The sequence below is a fragment of the Thiorhodococcus minor genome (assembly GCF_010820565.1).
GTDB classification, from domain to species: Bacteria; Pseudomonadota; Gammaproteobacteria; order Chromatiales; family Chromatiaceae; genus Thiorhodococcus; species Thiorhodococcus minor.
In genome coordinates, this window is the sequence record NZ_JAAIJQ010000319.1 from 1 (window position 1) to 641 (window position 641).

At 60.1% G+C, this 641-nt stretch carries 1 pseudogene; it reads right to left on the reverse strand.

Annotated features, from left to right (window positions below):
* Window positions 1-120: 120 nt before the first annotated feature.
* Window positions 121-641, reverse strand: a pseudogene (locus G3446_RS27155) (group II intron reverse transcriptase/maturase); the annotation flags it as partial.

The following is a 641-nucleotide window of genomic DNA, read 5'->3' on the forward strand; positions in this document are numbered from 1 at the left end:
CTCCGGCGTAGGGAAACCGGTTACCCGGTTCCCCCGCCACAGACCCGGACGTGCAGTTTTCCCGCATCCGGTTCCTCGGTTGCACTCGCTTTCGCGACGCGCGAAGCGCCGTAGCCTCCGCTATGCAAAGACCGTATGTTTCCCGCTTTTCTCGGTCACCTTCGGCCAGGCGATGTTCAACTTCTGCAGCGCGACTTTGAATTGGCTCCAATTGAAACTGCGCCGTTTCCCGCCTCGACGGTTGAGCCATTTGTAGGCACATTTCACCGTGAAATCAAAGAAGCTGCCCAGGGAGCGTTCGTTGCTGCGCACGCCGTAGTAGTTGTAGTGCCCGACCAGTTTGCGGTTCAGGGCCTTGATGAAGCTCCGCCCCGGAAGGTGGCGGTTGGCCCTGATCCAGGCTTTCATTCGCCGTTTCGCTCCTTGCAGTTTCTTGCGGGCTGTCCGTTTCATCACCCGCAGCTCTCCACGGCGGTCGCGTTGCCAATACAGCTCAAAGCCAAGGAAGGCAAAGCGGCGTCGCAGGCCGGGGTGAAAGCGGCTGAAGCGCAGGATGCGGGTCTTGTCAGGGGCCGTTTCGAGTCCGTATTTCTGGAGCCGTTTCGGCATGACGTGAAAGAACCGCAGGGCGTCCATGCGCA